The organism is Nocardiopsis sp. SBT366, assembly GCF_001083815.1.
Taxonomy (GTDB): Bacteria; Actinomycetota; Actinomycetes; order Streptosporangiales; family Streptosporangiaceae; genus Nocardiopsis; species Nocardiopsis prasina.
Genome location: NZ_LAVM01000113.1, coordinates 1 through 14,970, shown reverse-complemented (window position 1 = coordinate 14,970; position 14,970 = coordinate 1). Strand labels below are relative to the sequence as shown.

Sequence of the window (14,970 nt, the reverse complement as noted above, 5' to 3'; positions counted from 1 at the left end):
GGGATGGGGGAGGGAGGCCCAGGCGACCGCGCCCCGGGGGGTTTCCCGAGCGCGCGCTCGCACCCATTATGTCGGCCCCTTTTCTCGGGGCCTCGGGGTCCCGTCGAGCTCGGCGGCCAGGGCCTGGTTGACCTTCAGCGCGTGTTCGGTTCGCTCCCGCCGTCTCAGGGCGCCCCGTGCGCCCAGCGCACCCAAGCCCACGGTGAACCCCGCGAGCAGCGCCAGGGTCACGAGGATGACGGGCGGTCCGACTCCCAGGGTGAGGAGTTGGGAGAGGACCAGCTGGAGCTGAGCCAGGAGGAGCAGGACCCCGCCGCGTGACCGCCACGGGTTCTCGGTCGTCCCGAGTTCCCGCTCCGCGAGCAGGACGACCACGTGCGCCGTGGCGGGATCGTCGGCGGCGCGTCCCTCCCGCACCAACCGGGCCGCTCTGGTCCGGGTCGGGGAGAAGGGCGTTCCGAACCGAGTCAGCTCGGGGTCGACGAGCGGCGGCTCCGCCGCCTCGCCGTGTTCGCGTCGCCATCGGCGTGAGCGGACCAGGGTGAACAGGAACGCTGACAGGAAGACCAGGGCGAGGACCAGCAGTCCCACCCGCACCATCAGTTCCGGCACGTCCAATCGCCTCCTCGTGCCTGGGGTCAGTAGGGCCTGCGGAGCTGGTCCCAGCCGGTCGCGGGCTCCGGGGTCGGGGCCCACGCGGCCAGGTCCGCGTTGGCTTCGATCGCCTGTCGGGAGCGGCACAGGACCCGGCGCCGTCTCAGCACGAAGACCAGGGCCAGGAGCGCCAGCACGGGCAGGAAGGCGGCCAGGACGCCCGGGGACGCGGCGCCGCTCCACACCGTTCGTCCCAGACTCAGAGCCATCCACGCCAGGTACAGGAGAAATCCGTACGCGGCCCACGGGTTCTCCCACACCCGCAGGAGCTCCCGTGCGGAGGCCACCGTCAGCTGGCTCAGTTCGGGGCCGGGGGCGGTCTCGCCGGAGCGCAGGTACGGGGCGACCCGACCGCGCTCCTCACGGGTGGGGGCCTCGGCGGCCGACGCCCCTCCGGTCGGTCCGCGGTACCGCCGGTTCCATCTGAAAGCCATGAACAGGCAGGTGACGAGGGCGGCGAGGATCAGGGCCGCGGCCAAGGGGAACACGAGGGAGGACGGAGCTGCGAGGAGGATCTGTTCCGGGATGGGGGTCACTCCTTTGGAACGGACTCGATCTCTGGTTCCTCTGTCCCTTGTTCCATGCCCCGCCGAGGGCTCGGAAACATCGGACCCGCGCCCAAGGCGGGTCCGGACCTTCGGATGGCGGGTTTTCCCCAGGCCCGGGACGGGGGCTGGAAAGCGGTGGACGGCCCTGCTTGACTGAAGATCACGGTTCGTGTCCTGCGGAGGGTCCGGACGCCCCCGGCGCCCGCTCCCCGGCGGGACGCGGCCCGTGGCAAGCACGCCGGGCGCGGGCCCCCAGCCCCGACCTCCGACCCCCTGGCCGGACCCCGCGTGAAGGTATTCCGGTGGTACTCCCCCCGCCGGTCAGGAGGTGTTCGGACGGTGCCCACAGCACGGTCGTCAGCGGCCGCGGCCAGCACGCGAGGCGAGGCGGGACGCACCTACCTCGGTTGGCGGCACAGAGTCGTGCTGCCGCCGCCGGGACCGGCCCCTCGCCGTCCCGCGCCCTCGGACGCCCGGACGCTGAGCCGGGAGTGGGTCGCCGGACAGCTCGACAGTGAGGCCCAGACCAACCGGCCGCTCTACTTCGCCCTGGGTGGGCTGGGGTTGTTCGCCCTGCTCTGCCCACTGCTGTGGACCCTGAGGATCCTCCCCGGGAGCCTGGCCCTGGGCGGCGTGTGCGCCTGCGCGGCGATCGCGGCGCCGGTGGTCTTCGCGCTGCTCCAGAGCAGGCAGGTGATGGCCACCCGGCTCGAACGCGCCGAGGCGCGTCTGGCCGAGGAACGGGCCGAACGGGAGCGGGCCCTGCACGAGCAGCAGCGCGAACACGCGCGCCGGTACACCGAGTGGCAGGCCGCCGCGCGCGCCTTCGAGGCCCAGCCCCGCTGGTACGGCGTGATGGTGCCCGCGGGGGTCTCGTCGGTGCTCGTGGTCGGCGGCCGGGAGGCGGGCTGGTCCGCGCTGCTCACCACGATCGGGATCTCCCGGCTCCGCGAGGGCGGCGACCTCACCGTCGTGGACCTCACCGGGCGCTCCGTCACCAGCGAGCTGGTCCGGCTGGCCCGGCGCTGCGCCGTGGGGCCCCGCCGCTGGGTGCTCCCGGCCGACCTGCCACGGATGACCCTGGGCACCAACCTGGACGCCGGACAGCGGGCCCGCATCCTCTCGGCTGCGGCCGCGGCCTCCGGGAGGTTGGAGGACGCGGACGCCGACGAGACCCTGCTGCTGCGCCTGCTGGAGGTGCTCGGCCCGGGCGTGGGCGTCGCCCGACTCATCGGCGGACTGCGCGCCCTGGTCACCCCCGAGGACGACACGGCCGAGGACGACCCCGCCCTGGCCCTGCTCACGGAGGCGGAGCGCGCTCGGGTGCGGGAGCGGTGCGCGGACGACCCCGGGATACGCGAACGGGCGTGGACGCTGGAGAATCGGCTCAGCCCCTTCGAGGCCGTGGGCACCCGGGCCGACGACGGAGCCTACGCCCAGGTCAAGATCATCTCCACGGACCGGGCCTCGGGCGAGGGCGCGGCCAGGGTCTACGGGACCTACGCCGTGGCCGCGCTCAGTGAACTGCTGGAGGCCCGCGCCCCCGAACCCGCCACCGGCGGACGGCGTCCCGGTGCCCGGTCGCGGCGGACGCGCAGCGTGGTGGTCTGCGGCGCGGAGACCCTCCCCAAGGAGGAGGTGGAACAGGTCCTGGCGGCGGCGTCCGAGGGGGACGTGGAGGTGGTCCTGCTGTTCCGCACCGCCGTCCCCGCGGCTCTCGAACGTTTCTCCGACCCGGCCTGCCTGCCGGTGGTGATGGGCCTGGACGACGACGCCGAGGAGGTCGCGAGAGCGGTGGAGGCGGCGGTCTCCGTCGCGGCCGACCCGCGCGACCTGGAGGTGCACCGGCTCACCGAGGTGATCGGTGCGGCGGTGGGCGGCACGGTGCTCGAACCGTCCGAGGACGACGAGGAGGACGACGATCTCCTGTTCCCCTCACCGCACACCGAGTCCGGTGCGCTGATCCGCAACGCCGCCGCTTCGATCGTCCCCCTCGACCTGGTCCGCCATGTGAGATCGACCACGGCGTGGGGCCGGGTCACCAGCCAGGCCGCCGAGATCGACACCCCGGCACCCACAGACGAGGAGCAGGGGCCGGGTGCGCGCTCCCTCGGCCTGGACGCGCGAGCCCTTCGAGGGCTGCCGTCCACCGCAGCCCTCGTCCTGACCCCGGGCGGGCCGATCCTCGCCGACACCAACCCGGGTATCCTCACCCTGTCCACGGCCACCCTGGCTACGGTGGACGACACCCGGAACACCGGTACCAGCGGGAACGTTGGGTCGAGTGGTGGCACCGGAGCCACCACCAGAGCACCGGCGTCCCGGGGCGGCACAGGGAACGGCGGGCTCCGAAGGGCGCACACGGGCCGTTCCGAACCGTCCGGGGGCACCGCGACACCGGAGGGCACCGCCGCACCGGACCGCATGGTTCGGGACGACACCCCCGGGGCGACCAGGGGTGACGACGGTCCCAACGCCGCCGAGGCGCTCGGAACCGTGGGCCGCACCGACCCCGAGAAGGTCCCGCCCAACCTCGGGCCGCCGCCCGAGCGTCTGGACTGGCGGGTCTGAGGTTCGGTGGACAATAAGCTTGGCCCGACACATCGCCCGCCGCCGAAGCGCGTTCGTGCGGGTGATCTACCGATCGTGGAGATTTGATGAGCGAGCTTCCCTTGCGCGCCCAACTGGCCTCGGTACTTGGCAGGAGCGCAGCGAGCCTGTCCAGGGCCACCGGACGCGGAGACGGCTCCGTCATCGGTGGGCGCGTCGCCCTCAAGGTCGAACCCGACCTGCTCGCCAAACTCGCCCAGGGCCGTCGCCTGGCCCTGATCAGTGCCACCAACGGCAAGACGACCACCACCCGGCTCATCGCGCAGGCCCTGCGCGAGTTCGGTGACGTGGCGACCAACGAGCACGGCGCGAACATGCCCACCGGGCACATCACCGCCCTGTCCGACAACAAGTCGGCGGTCAACGGTGTGCTGGAGGTGGACGAGAAGTACCTCCCGCAGGTGCTCAAGGCCACCAACCCCTCCTTCGTGGTCCTGATGAACCTGAGCCGCGACCAGATGGACCGCGCCTCGGAGATCAACCTGCTCGCGAAGAAGTGGCGGACCGCCCTCGCGCAGACCGACACCCACGTCATCGCCAACGCCGACGACCCGTTGGTGGCCTGGGCGGGGCTCGGCGCCCCCAACGCCACCTGGGTGTCGGCCGGTCAGCGCTGGAAGGAGGACTCCTGGTGCTGCCCCGAGTGCGGCGGCCACCTCAAGCGCGAGACCGACCCGCACTGGGAGTGCCCCGAGTGCGGCCTGGCCCGTCCCAGCGCCACGTGGGCAGTGGACAACGACAACGACGTGCTGGTCGCCCCCGACGGTCAGCAGATCAAGCTCCGGATGAACCTGCCCGGCGACGCGAACCGGGCCAACGCCGCGATCGCCGCCGCCACGGCCGCCGGTTACGGCATGCACCCCGAGCGCACCATCGAGCGGCTGCGCGAGGTCACCTCGGTGGCCGGGCGCTACACCTCGGTGGTCACCATGGGCGTCGAGGTCCGCCTCTTGCTCTCCAAGAACCCGGCCGGCTGGCTGGAGTCCTTCGCGGTCCTGGACCCGCCCCGCGTCCCCGTGATCCTCGCGGTGAACGCCCAGATCCCCGACGGCAAGGACACCTCCTGGCTCTGGGACGTGGACTACACGGTGCTGCGCGACCGGAGGGTGTTCGTCATGGGCGAGCGCCGCACCGACCTCGCGCTGCGCCTGGAGACCGACGAGGTGCCCTTCGAGGTCGCCGACCGCGTGGACGAGGTGCTGGCCAAGCTCAAGGCCGAGCGCCCCGACATCACCAAGGTCGACGTCATCGCCAACTACACAGCCTTCCAGCAGATCCGCACGGCGTACGGCCGCGTCCAGTAGGAGACACACACCCATGTCGAACACCAGCAGCGCCCTGCGGATCGTGTGGATCTACCCCGACCTGCTCAGCACCTACGGGGACCAGGGCAACGTCCTCATCCTCAAGCGCCGCGCGGAACTGCGCGGCATCCCCACCGAGATCGTGCACGTCCACTCCAGCGACTCGGTGCCCGAGCAGGGAGACATCTACCTGCTCGGCGGCGGCGAGGACCGGCCGCAGATCCTGGCCGCCGACCGGCTCCGCGCCGACGGAGGCCTGGCCCGGGCCGCCGCGCGCGGCGCGTGCGTGTTCGCGGTCTGCGCGGGCTACCAGATCATCGGTGAGAGCTACGGCGACGACGAGGCCAACCCGCTTCCGGGCGTGGGCATCCTCGACATCCGCAGCACCCGCGGCCAGACCCGCGCGGTGGGCGAGATCGTCGCGGACGTCGAGCCTGCCCTGGGAGTCGGCCGGATCACCGGTTTCGAGAACCACCAGGGGCGCACCGCGATCGGCCCGCAGGCCCGTCCGCTTTCCACCACGGTGAAGGGCATCGGCAACGACGACCGCACCGAGGGTGCCTACCAGGGCCAGATCCTGGGCACCTACCTGCACGGCCCGGCCCTGCCGCGCAACCCGCAGCTGGCCGACCTGCTGCTGCGCTGGCGCGTGGGTCAGCTGAACCCGCTTCCCCCGGCCTGGGGCGAGCGCCTGCACGACGAGCGTCTGGCCGCCGCCCTGCGCTAGGCGCCTCGCGCACCGCGGCACCGGCGTACCGGTGCGAAACGACCGGGCCCGGTGGGACTTCCCACCGGGCCCGGTCGCTTGTGTAAGGAATGAATCGCAAGGTCACCGCCTTGTCACCCGACATGAAGGCAATAGCACTACAGCAGTACGGTTCCGCCGACGACCTCGCCCTGGTGGATCTGCCCGATCCCAAGGTGGCCCCGGGGGAGGTCCTGATCCGCGTGCGCGCGGCCGGGGTGAACCCCGTGGACTGGAAGCTCGCCACCGGTGGTCTGGATCCCGTGATGGAGGCGGGCTTCCCGCTCATCCCGGGGTGGGACGTGGCCGGTGTCGTCGAGGCCGTCGGGTTCGACGCGGGGGAGTACGCGGTCGGCGACGAGGTCTACGGGTACGTCCGCAAGGACTGGGCCAAGAACGGCACCTACGCCGAGCTGGTCTCCGCGAGCGTGCGACTGATCGCGCCCAAGCCCGCCACGCTGAGTTGGCAGGAGGCGGCGGGGGTGCCCCTCGCGGGCCTCACGGCCCTGCAGTCCCTCAAGCGCGTCTCGGCGGGTTCCGGTGACACGGTGCTGGTGCACGCCGCCGCGGGCGGCGTGGGCGCGTTCGCCGTGCAGATCGCGGTCGCGCTGGGCGCGAGGGTCATCGGTACGGCGAGCGAGCGCAACCACGACCACCTCCGAGCGCTGGGCGCCGAGCCGGTCACCTACGGCGACGGTCTCACCGAGCGGGTTCGGGCACTGGCCCCCGAGGGCGTGGACGCGGTCCTCGACTTCGTCGGCGGCGGGGTGGCCGCGCTTCCGGTCACCGAGAACCCGGAGAGGGTGGTCTCGATCGCCGACCACGAGGTCCTCGCGACCGGTGGGCAGTACGTGTGGGTCCGGCCCGACCACGATGACCTGGTCGAACTCTCCGGTCTGGCGGACCGGGGCGTGCTGAGCGTGCACATCGACAGGGAGTTCCCGTTGGCGGAGGCGGCCGAGGCCTGGCGCCTGAACCAGACCGGTCGCACGCGGGGCAAGATCGTCCTCACGGTCTGACGCCCCGAGTTCGCGAGGGCGCCCCGGCGACGCGGGCGACGGCACCGTGGGAGGCATCGAGGCCCGCGTGATCGGTGCCGGGCTCTGCGGTGAGCGTCGCCGGGGCGCACGTCGCGTCCGTCGTCGGGTCACACCTTTCCCGACCGTGGTCGGGGCGTCCGGGCGCCCAGGCGTCCGGGTGCTCGGGGCGCTCCGGGGTGTGGGTGAGAAGGGCGAGAAGGGTGGTCACACCCGGGTTGGGGAGCCACCCCAGGTGGGACAGGATCCACTCGGAGGCGTCACCGAGGACGCCGTGTCGTCCTCAGGGTGACCGGGACGAGCAGTCCGCCGATGAGTCGGGCGACGCCCACGTCCCGGCCGAGCACCTCCAGCAGGCGCACATGTCCACCGTGCCCGTGGCCGTGTCCTGGCACCGCCACCGGGCCCCGCCGGGTGTCCGGGCGGCCTCCAACAGCCGGGAGTGGCCTCCGGCTCAGGCCTGCGGAGCCCTGCCCGCCGGGAACCCTCCGGTGGCCACCGGCCCCCACCGCCGCGGAGTGACGCGCACCAGTGCCTTGCCCTGGCCGCGCATCGCCTGGCGGTACTCCTCCCAGTCGGGGTGCTCCCCGGAGATCACCCGGAAGTACTCCACCAGCGGTTCGACCGCCTCCTCCCCGCTGAGCACCTCGGCGGTCCCGTCGACCTGCACCCAGGGGCCCTCGAAGTCGTCGGAGAGCACGACCACGCTCACCCGCCCCTCGCGCGCCGCGTTACGTGCCTTGGCGCGCTCGGGGTAGGTCGACACCACGATCCGTCCCTGGCCGTCCACTCCGCAGGTGACCGGGGAGGCCTGCGGGGAGCCGTCCCTGCGCTGGGTGATCAGCAGCGCCCTGTGCCGGGGTGTGACGAACTCGATCAGCGCCTCCCGGTCGACGGCGGTGTTGGTGGCGATATTCGGGCTCACGGAGTTCCCCTTCAGCAGCGTCCAGTGGTTCACCACAGTTCACACCCGCCAGGGGAGTCCCTGTCAACGCGACGCGGCCAGGCGGCCTCCGCCAGAGGACATCCGTCCGGTGGGAGCCGTGTGTGGCCGGGAGGCTGTCGTCTCGCACCCGTCGCCGCCCCTGCGTCGCCCGCATCGTCGCGTCCGGTCCGCAGGACCGGGGCGACCGGACGGGGCCGCGCCCCGACCCGACCGGTGACGGCTACCTGGGCTTGCGGCGGAAGTCGTCGAGGTTCGCGTTGGCGCCCGTGTCCGGGTCCACGACGACCTCCTGGCCCGCGGCGATCCCGTCCACGACCACGTCGGCGTCGACCGGGACGGTGCGCTTGACCAGGCCGAGGGCGATCGGGCCCAGTTCGTGGTGACGGGACGACGTCCCGACCCGGCCCACCTTGCGCCCGGCCAGCTCGATGTCACTCCCCAGCTTCGGCAGCCGCTCTACGGTACCGTCCAGGTGCAGCATCACCAGGCGGCGCGGCGGGCGGCCCAGGTTGTGCACCCGCGCCACCGTCTCCTGGCCGGGGTAGCAGCCCTTCTCCAGGTGAACGGCGGAGCCGATCCAGTCCATCTCGTGCGGGATGGACCGCTCGTCCGAGTCCAACCCCGGGCGGGCGCGGTGCGCGGCGATCCGGTGGGCCTCGTAGGGCCACATGCCCGCCGGGCGGGCTCCGGCGGCGGTGAGCTTCTCGGTGACGGCCACGAGGTCGCCCGAGGGCACGAACAGGTCGATCTGGTCCTCTGCGTCCCGCTGGACCAGGCCCTCGGCCACGGTCGCCACGCGGGAGCGTTCCGGGCCCAGCACGGTCAGCACGGAGAGCGTGTCGGACCGGTCCTCGACCTCCACCCGCAGCATGAACACCATCGAGTCCAGGAACTCCGCCAACGCGGGTCCGCCACCGGGTTCGGTGTGGATCCAGGTCGTCTCACCGTCGTCCACCAGGGACAGGTGGTGTCGCAGGTGGCCCCGGGTGTCCAGGACCAGCGACTCGGTGGCGACCCCGGGGGCCAGGTCGCGGGTCAGCTGGCTGGTGATGTCGTTGAGCCAGCTCAGGCGGTCTGGTCCGGTCACGCGCACCACGCCACGGTTGCTCCGGTCCACCCAGGCGCTGGAGCGTTCCATCGCGCGCGCCTCGTGGGAGGGGTCGCCGTAGTGCGCGGCGACGTCGGAGTCGGGGCTGTCGGCGCTCACGGCACCCGGTGTGGTCAGCAACGGCGAAGTCATGGAACCGAGGTTATCCGGCCCGCCAAACACCCCGGAGCACCGCTCTGAACAGGGAATACGGAGCTCCGAAAATCACTTGCCCCACCCCGGCCACGGGACGTACCTTCGGAGCACGCAGGAAAGGAGGTGGTCCGAGAAATGATTCACTCAAGGACTGGCGAGGTGGCCGTCCGCTAGGGCGACGCCGAGCATTCGCTCGACGTCGTTCGTGCGAATACCTGACGGACACCCGAACCCCGGGCTGCCGGATCTGGTCCGACCGGCCCCGCACCTGCGGGACAGAGCCCGGGGTTCGCCCATGCCCTCCTCCGACCACGGTCGGAGCGCGGCCACTGCTACTTGCTTCCGGCCTTCTTGAGCTGCGCCGACATGTACGAGCGCAGGTCGTGCCCGCGCGCGGCCAGGTCCCAGGCGTAGCCCAGGGTGTCCCGGTCCTCGCCGAACAGCCCGTAGAGACGGTGCGAAGCCTGGACCTCAAGTCCCGTGATGGTGTGCACCACCGCGTTGGTGGCCATCTCCACCCGGTTCGCGAACACGTTGCCCAGGTAGGACTCGATGAAGCCCTCGTTGTGGGCGACCAGCACTTCCAGGTGGATGATGTTCTTCTCGTCGTCCTTGGCGTACCGGGCGGTGTCCTCCTCGGACAGCGCGCGCCAGTAACCGGACTCCTCGGTGATGAGCTCTCCGAGCGTCCCGTCGGCCTTCATGCGCCAGGCCCGGCTCCGGTAGTCCAGGTACGGGGCACCGTCCCTGACGGTGAACTCGACCTCCTGTCCGAACTGGAGCTCCTCCTCGTCGGCGTAACCGGCCACGCCGACGCCCTCCCAGCGCCCGAACAGGAACGACAGTTTCTCCAGATCGGGGTGTACCTCAGCATCCATAGCCACCGAGCCTAGGGCATGTTCGGCGAACACCCGGCAGGGGTGCGTTCCGTGCCGTCGAGGAGCCTTGGACTGGACATGCCCAATTGGCCCCGCTTTCCTGGAGAACTGGTAAAGATTGTCAGCAGACGCGGTGTGTCCTTGGGGCTCGGCGCCCGCAGTCGTCCTTGACCTCCGACGCGCTTACTAAGGGGCTGCCTGTGTTCATGGTGATCGGTGTGGCGCTGCTCGCCGTCGCGGTGGTCCTCCTGCCGTTGACCGTCGTCGCCCTGCGCCGCTGGCTGCGACAGCGCGGGCTGGCCCAGCTCCTGCCCGGCGCCCTGGTGCCCCGCAAGGGCCAGCGGGTGACGCTCACCGGTGTCGCCGCCGCCGGGCCCTCCGGTCTCATCGAGTCCGGGCTGGCGGGTTCGGAGTGCGTGTGGCACGGCCACGAGGTGCTGCGCCACTACCGGCCGCTGGTCCGCGACCGGGCCGAGGGCGCGGTCACCGAGCGGGCCTGCGACTCGATCGCCGACTACGGCTCCGACGAGCTGTTCGGGCTGGTCGCCGAGGGACGCACCGGTGCGGCCGAGCGCGTCTACGTCGACCCCGCCGGTGCGGAGCCGCGTGACCCCGAGCTGTGCCTCAAGCGCCTGGTCGGCCGCCCCCAGCCCGGGGTCGCCGCCGCCGCCGACGACCTGCTGCCGCGCGTGCGCGGCCGTATCTCCGGCGTCTTCCGGGGCGAGACGATCGAGTTCGAGTACCGCGAGTGGATCATCCGCCAGGGGGCGCGCGTGCGTGTCAGCGGCGAGGTCGACGTGCGCGACGGCCGCGTGGTGCTGATCGCCTCCGAGGGCGCCCCGCTCACCGTCGAGCACGGCGTGGAGGAGGGCCCTGCCCGCGTCTCGCCCCGCCGCCGTGAGGCCGTCCTGCTCCTGACCGCCTTCGCCCTCTGCGCGATCGCCGGCACGGTCGTCACCGCCGCCGCGTTCTGAGTAGGCTGACCGCATGACTCGTTCCCTGGTGATCAAGGTCACCGCCGGTGAGGACTCCCCGGAGCGCTGCAACCAGGCCTTCACCGTCGCGGCCACGGCGGTCGCCAGCGGCGTGGACGTGTCGCTCTGGCTGACCGGCGAGGCCGCGTGGTTCGCGGTGCCCGGCCGAGCCGAGAAGTTCGACCTCCCCCACGCCGCCCCGCTCCAGGACCTGCTGGCGGCGGTGCTCGCCGCGGGCGGCGTCACGGTCTGCACGCAGTGCGCGGCCCGCAGGGAGCTCACCCAGGACGACCTGCTCGAGGGCGTGCGCATCGCGGGAGCGGCCACCTTCGTGGAGGAGAGCCTCCGGGACGGCGCCCAGGCCCTGGTCTACTGACCCCCGACACGACGGTGCCCGCACCGCCTGGTGGCGGCGCGGGCACGGGAGATCGGGGTTCGGACTACTTCTTGCCCTGGTTGGCCACGGCCTCGATGGCCGACTTCGCGGCCTCCGGGTCGAGGTAGGTGCCGCCCGGGTTGGTGGGCTGGAACTGGTCGTCCAGCTCGTACACCAGCGGGATGCCGGTGGGGATGTTCAGCCCCGCGATGTCGGCGTCGCTGATCCCGTCGAGGTGCTTGACCAGCGCGCGCAGCGAGTTGCCGTGCGCGGTGACCAGGACGGTCCTGCCGGCGGCCAGGTCCGGGACGATGTTGTCGTACCAGTACGGCAGGGCGCGGTCCAGGACGTCCTTCAGGCACTCGGTGCGCGGCAGCAGCTCCGACGGGAGCAGGCCGTAACGCGCGTCCCCGGCCTGCGAGTAGGGGTCGTCGTCGGCGATGGGCGGCGGGGGCGTGTCGTAGGAGCGGCGCCAGACCATGAACTGGTCGTCGCCGTACTCCTCGCGGGTCTGCGCCTTGTCCTTGCCCTGGAGGGCGCCGTAGTGGCGCTCGTTGAGGCGCCAGGACCGCTGGACCGGCAGCCAGTGCAGGTCGGCGGTCTCCAGCGCGAGGTTCGCGGTGCGGATCGCGCGCTTGAGCAGAGAGGTGTGCAGGATGTCCGGGGTCACCCCGGCGGCCTTGAGGAGTTCGCCGCCGCGGCGGGCCTCCTCCTCGCCCTGCGCGGAGAGGTCCACGTCCACCCAGCCGGTGAACAGGCCCTTCGCGTTCCAGACACTCTCGCCGTGTCGAAGCAGTACCAGAGTTCCCATGGGAGCCAGCCTAGCGATGCCGCGCGGGTGACCGCCCACGGCGGGGCCTACTGTTCGGGTTCGGCCAGGTGCGCGAAGGCGCTCAGGTTGCGGGTGTCGTGGCCGCGGGCGGTCCGCCACTTCCACTCCTTGCGGATCGCCGTGGCGAAGCCCAGCTCCAGCGCGGTGTTGAAGTTCTCGTCGGAGTAGGTGAGCACGCAGCCCAGAAGCCGGTCCACCTCGGCGGGGGTCACGCCGCCCAGCGGAAGGCGTCCCCGCACGTACACGTCGCCGACGTCGTCGGAGACGAACGCCATCCCGTACATGTCGGAGCTGCGCCGGGTCAGCCACTGGTAGAACCCGGCGTGGTTCTCGTCGGGCTGGCGGCAGAAGAACGAGGTGAGGGTGAGGCTGTGCGGTCCGGCCTCCAGCCACACCATGGTCCTGAGCTTGGCCGTGCCGGGGATCGTCACCAGGAACGACCCCTCACGCGGGCGTTCGACCTCGAGACCGGCCTCGGTGACGGCTTCGTCGATCGCCCTGATGGCGCTCTCGCGCTCTGTTTCCGCTGCCACGTCCTCGCCTCTCGTCACTTCGGTGCGACCCCCCGCGGTCAACGGGCCGCGGCGAGCCGGAGCCCGCGCGGGTTGAGGGTGTCCCGGTACACGTCCAGGAGTTCGTCCACCGTCCGCGACCACCCCAGGGTGGCGGCGTGGCGTGGACCCGCCCCGGCCAGCTTGGCACGCCAGGCCGGTTCGGTGATCATCCGGTGCAGCTCGGCGGCGTAGTGCCGGGGGTCGTGCCCGTCCACGAGGATCCCGGAGACGCCCTCGGAGACCGCCGTGGTCAGGCCGCCGACCCGTGCGGCCAGAACGGGGGTGCCGCAGGCCTGCGACTCCACGGCCACCAGACCGAAGGACTCGGAGTAGGAGGGGACGACGGTCACGGTCGCGGCCCGGTAGTAGTCGGCCAGGCGCGCGCGGTCCTGGGGGGGTTCCATCCGGACCACGTCGGCGACGCCCAGCGATCGCGCGAGGTCGGTGAGCAGCCGTGGTTCGTGTCGGCCGCCCCCGGAGAGTCCCCCGACGACCCCGACCACCAGGCGGGAGCGCAGGGACGGGTCGCGTTCGAGCAGGTCGGCGGCGGCGCGGATGAGCACGTCGGGGGCCTTGAGCCGCTGGACACGGCCCACGAACAGCAGGAGTTCGGCGTCCCGGGGCAGCCCGACCCGCTCCAGGGCCTCCGTGCGTGAGCCGGGGGTGAAGGTCTCCAGGTCGACCCCGGGCGGGATCGTGTTGATCTGCTCGTTCCGGGCACCGTAGAAGCCGGTGAGCTGGCGCGCCTCGTCGTCGGTGTTGGCGATGAGCCGGTCCGCCTGGCGCACCAGCTGGTCCTCGCCGCGCACCCTCGCCTCCGGTTCGGGGGAGTCGCCCTCGGCCAGCGCGGCGTTCTTCACCCGGGCCATGGTGTGCATGGACTGCACCATGGGCACGCCCCAACGGCGGGCGGCCATCACCCCGGCCCTGCCGGAGAGCCAGTAGTGGCCGTGGACGAGGTCGTAGTGGCCCGGGTCGGCCTGGGCCTCGGCGCGCAGCATCCCGAACACGAACGGACACAGGTGGTCGGCGAGGGTGTTCTTGTCGAGGCGGCCGTAGGGTCCGGCGGGTACGTGCCGCACGTTCACACCCGGCGCCAGCTCGACGACCGGGGGGAGGTCGGCGCTGGTCGCGCGGGTGAACACGTCCACGGCCACGTTGCGTTCGGCCATCCGCCGGGCCACCTCGACCACGTACACGTTGAGCCCTCCGGCGTCGCCGGTGCCGGGCTGGTCGAGCGGGGAGGTGTGCAGACTGACGGTCGCGATCCTTGAGGGAACCGCCGTCTGTTGTCCCAGCGGCAGGGGTCCGGACACCGGTGGTTCCTCCGAGTCGTGTCAGCAACGAGTGTGCGAGCCGTAGTCGTCAACAGCGACGAAGGTACACACTGTTCCCCACCGGAACGTCCGAGGGGGCCGGGGTTGACCCGGCCCGGATCACCGTGTACCCGCCCACCCGGACACCAGGAAGTCCACTGCCTCGGGGAAGGTGCTCCGCCAGGTCTCCAGGTCGTGGCCGCCCCGGGGCCTGAGGGTGTCGACCGTCATACCGTGATCGGCGAGCAGTTCCGAGAAGCGTTCGGCCTCCCCCTGGATGCTCCCCTCCTGGAGCGGGGTGTGGTCCGATCGGCCCTCCACCAGCATGAACCTGAGGTCGTGCACGTCCTCCGATCCCAGGAGGAGGTCGGGGGAGTGCGCCGCGGTGTCCCCGCCGAAGGTTCCGTGCGGATCGTCCACGCGGTAGTACCCGGCCCAGCCGACCACCTGGGTGTAGAGGTCGGGGTGGCGCAGAGCCAGGGCGGCGGCGCCGTAGCCGCCCATGGAGAAGCCGCCGATCGCCCGCAGAGACCGGGGACGCGGGTGCTCGCCCTCGACCGCGTCGACGGTGTCCCGGGTGACGAAGCTCTCCAGCGAGAAGCGGCCGTCGTGGGCGTCCCCCCATTCGGTGGTGGAGCCCCCGCCCTCCTGCCCGTAGGGGGCCGCGACGACGAACTCGACCCCCGAGCGGCACATCTGCCGGTCCAGGTGGGTGCCCAGGTCCGCTTCCATGAGGGTCCGGTGGGTGGAGGCCGAGCCGTGCAGCAGATACAGGACGGGCAGGTCGGTGCTGTCGGGCCCGGGTGGACGGCGTATCCACAGGGGGCGGCCCTCCTCGTCGGAGGGGTCGGGCAGGGTGACGACCTGGTCGCGCCCGGGTTCCTGGCAGACGGCGACCTGCCCCGGGTTGGGGATGGGCGCGGGGAGGTCGTCACCCTGCCCGACCCCTCCGA

Annotated in this window: 15 protein-coding genes; 6 read left to right on the top strand and 9 right to left on the bottom strand. The window is 72.1% G+C overall.

What is annotated here, in order from left to right; genetic code table 11:
• Positions 1–66: 66 nt before the first annotated feature.
• Together ADX84_RS23500 and ADX84_RS23495 are read right to left on the bottom strand one after the other, a co-directional pair.
• The gene (locus ADX84_RS23500; protein WP_156208165.1) at positions 67–612 is read right to left on the bottom strand and encodes a hypothetical protein; all 546 of its coding nucleotides are present in this window, start codon (positions 610–612) and stop codon (positions 67–69) included.
• Between the two features lie 26 nt (positions 613–638).
• A complete protein-coding gene (locus ADX84_RS23495; protein ID WP_234004179.1) occupies positions 639–1,133 on the bottom strand; it encodes a hypothetical protein in 495 nt (164 codons plus the stop codon).
• A 408-nt stretch (positions 1,134–1,541) separates the two neighbouring features.
• Here ADX84_RS23495 and ADX84_RS23490 point away from each other — a divergent pair, with 408 nt between their 5' ends.
• The 4 genes from ADX84_RS23490 (at position 1,542) to ADX84_RS23475 (ending at position 6,880) form a co-directional block, all read left to right on the top strand.
• Entirely contained in the window at positions 1,542–3,773 is a 2,232-nt protein-coding gene (locus ADX84_RS23490) for a hypothetical protein (RefSeq protein ID WP_049579260.1), read from the top strand.
• Positions 3,774–3,859: 86 nt separating this feature from the next.
• Positions 3,860–5,116, top strand: coding sequence for a Mur ligase family protein (locus ADX84_RS23485; protein WP_049579258.1), 1,257 nt, complete (start codon positions 3,860–3,862; stop codon positions 5,114–5,116).
• A gap of 13 nt (positions 5,117–5,129) precedes the next feature.
• The gene (locus ADX84_RS23480) at positions 5,130–5,843 is read left to right on the top strand and encodes a type 1 glutamine amidotransferase (RefSeq protein WP_017544183.1); all 714 of its coding nucleotides are present in this window, start codon (positions 5,130–5,132) and stop codon (positions 5,841–5,843) included.
• Between the two features lie 122 nt (positions 5,844–5,965).
• Complete coding sequence (locus ADX84_RS23475) at positions 5,966–6,880, top strand: NADP-dependent oxidoreductase (RefSeq protein ID WP_049579255.1); 915 nt, start codon at positions 5,966–5,968, stop codon at positions 6,878–6,880.
• A gap of 472 nt (positions 6,881–7,352) precedes the next feature.
• On the opposite strand, the gene ADX84_RS23470 is transcribed toward ADX84_RS23475, so the two are convergent.
• From ADX84_RS23470 to ADX84_RS23460, 3 genes are all read right to left on the bottom strand, one after another.
• Positions 7,353–7,823, bottom strand: a complete 471-nt coding sequence (locus tag ADX84_RS23470) for a PPOX class F420-dependent oxidoreductase (protein WP_049579268.1) — start codon at positions 7,821–7,823, stop codon at positions 7,353–7,355.
• Positions 7,824–8,064: 241 nt separating this feature from the next.
• Complete coding sequence (locus tag ADX84_RS23465; protein WP_049579253.1) at positions 8,065–9,084, bottom strand: folate-binding protein YgfZ; 1,020 nt, start codon at positions 9,082–9,084, stop codon at positions 8,065–8,067.
• A gap of 335 nt (positions 9,085–9,419) precedes the next feature.
• A complete protein-coding gene (locus ADX84_RS23460; protein ID WP_017544179.1) occupies positions 9,420–9,965 on the bottom strand; it encodes an FABP family protein in 546 nt (181 codons plus the stop codon).
• 206 nt (positions 9,966–10,171) lie between these two features.
• Between ADX84_RS23460 and ADX84_RS23455 the strand changes: the two genes are divergently transcribed.
• Both ADX84_RS23455 and ADX84_RS23450 read left to right on the top strand, forming a co-directional pair.
• Positions 10,172–10,939 carry a hypothetical protein gene (locus tag ADX84_RS23455; protein WP_049579265.1) on the top strand — a complete coding sequence of 256 codons (768 nt, stop codon included), beginning with the start codon at positions 10,172–10,174 and terminating at the stop codon, positions 10,937–10,939.
• 13 nt (positions 10,940–10,952) lie between these two features.
• The gene (locus ADX84_RS23450) at positions 10,953–11,315 is read left to right on the top strand and encodes a DsrE family protein (RefSeq protein WP_049579251.1); all 363 of its coding nucleotides are present in this window, start codon (positions 10,953–10,955) and stop codon (positions 11,313–11,315) included.
• Between the two features lie 64 nt (positions 11,316–11,379).
• Here ADX84_RS23450 and ADX84_RS23445 read toward each other — a convergent pair whose 3' ends face one another.
• From ADX84_RS23445 to ADX84_RS23430, 4 genes are all read right to left on the bottom strand, one after another.
• Positions 11,380–12,126, bottom strand: a complete 747-nt coding sequence (locus ADX84_RS23445) for a phosphoglyceromutase (RefSeq protein ID WP_049579249.1) — start codon at positions 12,124–12,126, stop codon at positions 11,380–11,382.
• Positions 12,127–12,173: 47 nt separating this feature from the next.
• Positions 12,174–12,680, bottom strand: coding sequence for a YbjN domain-containing protein (locus tag ADX84_RS23440; protein ID WP_049579246.1), 507 nt, complete (start codon positions 12,678–12,680; stop codon positions 12,174–12,176).
• A gap of 38 nt (positions 12,681–12,718) precedes the next feature.
• Positions 12,719–14,017 carry a D-inositol-3-phosphate glycosyltransferase gene (mshA, locus tag ADX84_RS23435; RefSeq protein WP_049579243.1) on the bottom strand — a complete coding sequence of 433 codons (1,299 nt, stop codon included), beginning with the start codon at positions 14,015–14,017 and terminating at the stop codon, positions 12,719–12,721.
• A gap of 120 nt (positions 14,018–14,137) precedes the next feature.
• The coding region (locus tag ADX84_RS23430) for an alpha/beta hydrolase family protein (protein ID WP_049579241.1) at positions 14,138–14,970 on the bottom strand (833 nt) is incomplete at its 5' end.